Origin of the sequence: Streptomyces sp. MnatMP-M17, from assembly GCF_900091995.1 — a bacterium.
Classification (GTDB): domain Bacteria; phylum Actinomycetota; class Actinomycetes; order Streptomycetales; family Streptomycetaceae; genus Streptomyces.
This window is the reverse complement of the sequence record NZ_FMDK01000804.1, coordinates 1-6,730: the sequence shown is the minus strand read 5'-3', so window position 1 is coordinate 6,730 and position 6,730 is coordinate 1. Positions and strand designations below refer to the sequence as shown.

Here is a 6,730-nt window from a genome sequence, read left to right as displayed (position 1 = left end):
TCGCCGACGGCTGCCTCTTCCTCGGCCGCCACGCGCCCGCCGACGAACTGCGGCGCCTGGTCGCCGACGGCTTCCCCGTGGTCCACCTCGGCCGCAGGGACGAATTGGAGGGACTGGCCTGGGTCGGCGCCGACTACGTCAGCGCCAGCGTGGAGGTCGTCAGGCACCTTGCCGGACTCGGCCACCGGCGGATCGTGCTCGTACGCGAGGACGACGAGGCCCCCGCGTCCACCGACCGTGAACACGGCTTCCTCAAAGGGCTGGAGGAGGCCGGGCTGCCCGGTGGTCCTGCCGCCGTCTTCCGCTCCGCCGACCCGGAGCACGACCTCACCGCCGAGCGGCTGCGCGGCTGGCTCGACGACGGCGTCACCGCGTTCGTCGCCGAGGAGACCGACACCGGCGATGCCTGGCGCGCCTTGCACAGCGCCGCGCACTTCGTCGGCATCGACTGCCCGCGCGACGCCTCACTCGCGCTGCTCGGCAGCCCGCCGCCGGACCTGTCCGACGGACCGATGCCCACCGGATTCGACGTCCCCAGGCCGCAGTTGGGCGCCGCCGCCGTGCGGATGCTTGCCGCGCTGGTGGCGGGCGAGCAGGCCACGGAACCGCTGGTGGCCTGTGCCTTCCGGCCCGGTACGACGGCGGGACCACCACCCGCCCACCACTGACCGCGACACCGCACCGGCGCCGAGGCACCGGCCGTACCGCACACACCGCGCCACGTACACACCGCACCGGCACCAAGGCGCCCACTGCCGACCGCGCACACACCGCGCCACGTACACACCGCACTTCAAGGAGACCCGTGACATCCGCACCCGACATCCTCATCGTGGGCTCCGGGCTCGGCGGCGTCGCCGCCGCCCTCGCCGCCTGCCGGGCCGGACGCACCGTCGTTCTCACCGAGGAGACGGACTGGATCGGAGGCCAGCTCACCTCCCAGGCCGTCCCGCCGGACGAGCACCCCTGGGTCGAGCAGTTCGGCACCACCGCCTCGTACCGCACCCTGCGCGAGTCCATCAGGGACCACTACCGCCGCTGGTACCCGCTGCGCTCCGAGGCGCTGGCCCTCACCGGTCTCAACCCGGGCGCCGGCCGCGTCAGCAAGCTCTGCCACGAGCCGCGCGTCGCCCTCGCCGTCCTGGAGGCGATGCTCGCACCGCACCGCTCGTCGGGCCGGCTCACACTCCTGACCGAACACCGCCCGGTCGCCGCCGAGGCGGGCGACGACGACACCGTACGGTCCGTCACACTCACCGACCTGCGGAACGGCAGCCGCGTGACGATCGCGGCCCGTTACGTCATCGACGCGACCGAGACCGGCGAACTGCTCGAACTCGCCGGGGTCGAGCACGCGATCGGCGCCGAGGCGCGGAGCGAGTACGGCGAACCGCACGCCCCCGACGAGGCACAGCCTCTCAACCAGCAAGGCATCACGGTCTGTTTCGCGCTCTCCCACCACGAGGGCGAGGACCACACCATCGAGCGGCCGGCCGACTACGACTTCTGGCGCGCCTACCGGCCGGACTTCTGGCCCGGACCGCTGCTCGGTTTCCTCGCGCCCGATCCCCGTACCCTGGAGGCCGAACCGCGCACCTTCGTCCCCAACCCGGACCTCGACCCGCTCGATGTCACCGCCGACCAGTCCGCCGACGCGGGCGACAAGGAACTCTTCGGCTTCCGCCGGATCCTCGCCCGCAAGCTGCACCGGCCCGGCGCGTTCGACTCCGACATCACCCTGGTCAACTGGCCGCTCAACGACTACTGGCTGAAGCCGCTGATCGGCGCCGGCGAGGCGACGTCGGCCGCCGCGCTCGCCGAGGCACGACAGCTCTCGCTCTCGGTCCTGTACTGGCTCCAGACCGAGGCGCCGCGCGCCGACGGCGGCAAGGGATTTCCCGGACTGCGCCCGCGTCCCGATGTCACCGGCACGCCCGACGGGCTCGCCAAGGCGCCGTACGTACGCGAGTCGCGCCGTATCAAGGCGGTCACCACCGTCACCGAGCACGACGTCGCGATCGACATCGTCGGCCCCTACGGCGGCACCCGCTACCGGGACTCCGTCGGCGTCGGCAACTACCGCATCGACCTGCACCCCTCGACCGGCGGAGACAACTACATCGACATCGGCTCGGTGCCGTTCGAGATCCCGCTCGGCGCGCTGATACCGCGCCGCGTCCGCAATCTGCTGCCCGCCGGAAAGAACATCGGCACCACCCACATCACCAACGGCTGCTACCGGCTCCACCCGGTGGAATGGAACATCGGCGAGGTCGCGGGCGCACTGGCCGCGCACTGTGTCGCCGAGGGCGTCGAACCGCGCCAGGTCCAGGCCGAGGACAACCGGTTCGACCAGTTCGCCCGGCTGCTCGACCGCGAAGGAGTTCAGCGCCACTGGCCCGACGTACGCGGCTACTGACGACACCCGGCAACAACGGGACGGAACAGCCGGGCAGGAGCAGCTCCACCTGCCCCGCCCGGCCTACCGCCCGCACCATGCCAACTGTGCACAAGGAGGTGCCCAAGCCATGAACACCCACCGCATCCGCGTCGGCATCGACGTGGGCGGAACCTTCACCGACGCCGTGGCGGTAGACGCCACGACCCTGCGACTGCTGGGACAGGTGAAGGTCCCCACCAGTCACCGTCACGAGGACGGCGTCGCCCACGGCATCGTCGAAGCTCTCGACCGTCTGCTGGAACAGACCGGACACGCCCCGGAGGACGTGGCCTTCCTGGCCCACGGCACCACCCAGGCTACCAACGCCCTGCTGGAGGGCGACGTCGCCACCGTCGGTCTGATCGGCGTCGGCGCCGGCCCGAGCGCCGCGTTCACCCGCCGCCTCGCCGCCTTCCAGAAGCTCGAACTCACCCCGGGCAAGCGGCTGCCGCTCGTCTACGCCCATGTCGCCGACCCCGACGACGCACCCGCCGTACGCGCCGCCGTCGACGCGGTCGTCCAGGGCGGTGCCCAGGTCGTCGTCGCCAGCCAGCCGTTCAGCGTCGACCGTCCAGAAGGCGAGGACACGGTCGTCGCGGCGGCCAAGGAGCGCGGTCTGCCGACGACCGCCGCGCACGAGATCACCTCGCTGTACGGGCTCCACAAGCGCACCCGGACCGCCGTCGTCAACGCCGCGATCCTGCCGCGCATGCTCGCCACCGCCGACCTCGTCGACGCCTCCGTCACCAAGGCGGGCGTCAGCGCCCCGCTGATGGTGATGCGCTGCGACGGCGGAGTGATGTCGCTGGACGAGATGCGGCGCAGACCACTGCTCACCGTGCTGTCCGGACCGGCGGCCGGCGTCGCGGGCGCGCTCATGCAGGAACGCATCAGCGAGGGCCTGTTCCTGGAGACCGGCGGCACCTCCACCGACATCAGTGTCGTACGGCGCGGCAAGGTCGCCGTCCGGCACGCCACGATGCTCGGCAGGACGTCGTACCTGTCGGCGCTCGACGTCAGGACCGTCGGTGTCGGCGGCGGCTCGATGGTCCGCGTCGGCGGCGGCAAGGTCACCGGCGCCGGACCGCGCAGCGCGCATATCGCGGGCCTGCCGTACGCCTGCTTCGCGACCCTGGACGACCTGCGGGACGCGAAGGTCACCACGATCCGGCCGATGGACGACGACCCGGCCGACTACGCGGTGCTCGACGCCGCCGGCGGACGCTTCGCGATCACCATGACCTGCGCGGCCAACGCGCTGGGCCGGGTCCCCGAAGGGGACTTCGCACACTGCGACCCGGCCGTGGCGAGGGCCGCGATCGCGCCGCTGGCCGCCACGCTCGGCACGGACGTCGCCACGGCGGCGGCCCGCGTACTGGACGCCGGCACCGACCAGGTGAGGACCGTGGTCGACGCGATGATCCGCGACTACCGGCTGGACAAGGACATCGCCGTACTCGTCGGCGGCGGCGGAGGCGCGGCGGCCGTCACGCCGCACCTCGCGGCCGTCTCCGGCCAGGAGGGCCGCATAGCCCGCCACAACGAGGTCATCAGCCCCATCGGCGTCGCCCTCGCCCTCATCCGCGAACAGGTGGAACGCATCATCCCGGGCGCCGGCCAGGAACAGATCCTCGCCGTACGGGCCGAGGCCGAGGCCGCCGTCGTCGCCCAGGGCGCCGCCGCCGACGGTGTCGAGGTGGAGGTCACCGTCGATCCGCAGACCAGCACCGTGCGGGCCGTCGCGACCGGTGCCACCGAACTGCGCACACAGGACCGCGCCCACCGGGCCGATGACACCGACCGGCTGCGCGCCGCCGCCGACAGCCTCAAGACCGATCCGGCGTCGGTGCGTGTGCTCGCCGGCACTCCCGCGCACACCGTGTACGGCACCGACGTCCACCGCCGGTTCCGTCCCGACCGCCACCCGGTGCGCGTCGTGGACGCCGATGGCGTCGTACGGCTCCACGCGCCGGACGCCCGGGTCGAGACCACCACCGTCGGCCGCGCTCCCGAAGTCCTCGCCGGACTGGTGCGGGAGGCCACGTCGTACGGCGACGGCGGCGTCCGCGCCCCCGCCCTGCGGCTCCTCCTCGGTTCCCGGATCGCCGATCTCTCCGGTGTGCTCGACCCGCAGCCGCTGCTGGCGCTCGCCCGCAGCGAACTGCGCGCACGTGCCGCCGACGAACCGGTCGTCGCCGTTGTGGAGGTGCGCTCATGACGGCCGCCCTGCTCGACCGCGCCCTGCTCGACCGCGCCGCACTGGCGGCGATCGAGGCGCTCGAAGCGAGCGACGACATCGAGTTCGGTGTACGGCTGCTCACGAACACGCCCACGCACGAAGGCCGCGACCCGGCCCTGCTGCGTCAATGGGCGCGTACCGCCGACGAGTTCGGCGCCGCACTCGCGCCCGTCGCCGCCACGGCCCGTGTCGTGGAGAGCGGCGACGGACTGGCGAAGGGCCTGCTCGCCCGCTACACCTCCCGGCCCGTCCCGACCGTGGAACTGTTCACCGACACCCTGGCCCTCGCCGACGAGCTGATCGACCGGCTCGGCTGGCGCCACTGGTATCCGGCCGGGTCGGTACGGGCGTCGGCGATCGCCCATGAGGCGGTGCACGAACAGCTCCACCACGGACCGGCGAAGACGGTCCTGAAGCGGTCACTCGGCCATGTCGTGCTGCGCGCGGGACGCCACCGCCTGTACGGCCATGTCGCGGGCGCCGACGAGATCGCCGCCCACTCCTACGCCCGCACCGTGTGCGGCCTCGGCCGCAGCCCGCTCCTGCTGACGGCCGCCCTGGCCACCGCCGCCGAAGCGGCCGAACCGCCGTACGGGTCCCGGCACGTGTCCCCGCACGGAAGAAAGAAGTAACGCCATGGGCGTCGTCATCCTTCTTGTCATGGCGGCCGGTGTCGCCGCGATGCTCACCCGCAGACTTCCCACCGCCTTCGCGCTCGTCATCCTGGCCGTTGTCATCGCCTTCCTCGCGGGCGCGCCGCTGACCGGCGAGAACAGCGTCCTGGACACGGTCGTCCAGGAGGGCGCGCCGACCCTCGCCGCCACGATGATCGCGATCCTGCTGGGCTCCTGGCTCGGCAAGCTCCTCGACGAGACCGGCATCGCGGGCACACTGGTCCGCAAGATCGTCGAATTCGGCGGCGACCGTCCCGTCGTGGTCGCCCTCGGTGTCCTCGCCGTCTCCACCCTCGTCGGTACGGTCACGGGCTCGGCGCCCGCCGCGATGCTCGCCGGCATCATCGGCATACCCGCGATGATCGCCGTGGGGATCCCCAAGGTCACCGCGGCCGGCACCATCCTGATGGGCATCGCCGCCGGTATGCCCTTCGAGCTGCCCATCTGGCAGTTCTTCTCCACGGCGCTGGAGCTGCCCGTCGACACCGTGCGCGGCTTCATGATGAAGCTGTTCCCGTTCGCCCTGGCCGCAGCCGTCCTCTTCGTCCTCGTCGAGACCAGGCGACGCGGCGTCGAACACGCGTGGTCCCTCAAGTCCGTGTCCGCGAAGCCCGCTTCGCGCCGCAGACAACTGGGCGACGCGCCCTGGTACGCGCTGCTCACCCCGCTCGTACCGCTGATCCTCGCCCTCGGCCTCGACATCGCGATCCTGCCGTCGATGCTGGCCGGTGTCCTGTACGCGCTGGTCACCACCACCCGGCCGGGCGCGATGAACAAACGGTTGCTGCGGACCCTGTACGGCGGCTTCGAGACGGCGGCGGCACCGATCGTGCTGTTCATCGCGATCGGCATCCTGCTCGCCGCGGTGAAGCTGCCCGGCGCGGTGGAGGCGCTGGAGCCGCTGATCAAGGCGGTCAGCCCGCAGAACCCGGTGCTGTTCGTCGTGGTCTTCACCCTGCTCGTACCGCTCTGTCTCTACCGGGGGCCGCTGAACGTCTACGGCCTCGGCGCGGGCATCGCCGGTGTTCTCATCGCCGCCGGCATCTACCCGGCCGCCGCGGTGCTGGGCCTCGCCACCTCGTACAACCAGGTCTTCGGTGTGTCGGACCCGACCAGCACCCAGACCGTGTGGAGCGCGCAGTACGCGGGAGTCACACCGCAGCAGGTGATGCTGCGGACCCTGCCGTACGTCTGGGCCGTCGCCCTGGGCGGATTCTGCGTCACCGCTGCCACCTATCTGTGATCTCTCACTCCCGGGACGGAGCACGACATGGCACAGCACGACAGCAACGCGCGGCAGCACCACGCCGATGAGCCGCGGAACCCCGGCCGGCGGATATTCCTGCGCGCCGCTGCCGCGACCGCCGCGGCGGCATC

The 6,730-nt window shown here is 72.1% G+C and carries 5 protein-coding genes; all 5 read left to right on the top strand.

Annotation, left to right across the window (positions count from 1 at the left end; genetic code table 11):
- Positions 1–668: substrate-binding domain-containing protein (locus tag GA0115259_RS30980; protein WP_141716762.1), on the top strand; the 668-nt coding region annotated here is incomplete at its 5' end.
- A 137-nt stretch (positions 669–805) separates the two neighbouring features.
- Positions 806–2,419: an FAD-dependent oxidoreductase gene (locus GA0115259_RS30975; RefSeq protein WP_093603147.1), complete on the top strand. Its 1,614-nt coding sequence runs from the start codon at positions 806–808 to the stop codon at positions 2,417–2,419.
- Between the two features lie 109 nt (positions 2,420–2,528).
- Positions 2,529–4,658, top strand: coding sequence for a hydantoinase/oxoprolinase family protein (locus GA0115259_RS30970; RefSeq protein ID WP_093603145.1), 2,130 nt, complete (start codon positions 2,529–2,531; stop codon positions 4,656–4,658).
- Complete coding sequence (locus tag GA0115259_RS30965; RefSeq protein ID WP_237540621.1) at positions 4,655–5,311, top strand: hypothetical protein; 657 nt, start codon at positions 4,655–4,657, stop codon at positions 5,309–5,311. The genes GA0115259_RS30970 and GA0115259_RS30965 overlap by 4 nt, the downstream gene beginning before the upstream one ends.
- 4 nt (positions 5,312–5,315) lie before the next feature.
- Positions 5,316–6,596 (top strand): TRAP transporter large permease, encoded by a 1,281-nt coding sequence (locus GA0115259_RS30960; RefSeq protein ID WP_093603143.1) that lies wholly within the window; start codon positions 5,316–5,318, stop codon positions 6,594–6,596.
- Positions 6,597–6,730: the final 134 nt, after the last annotated feature.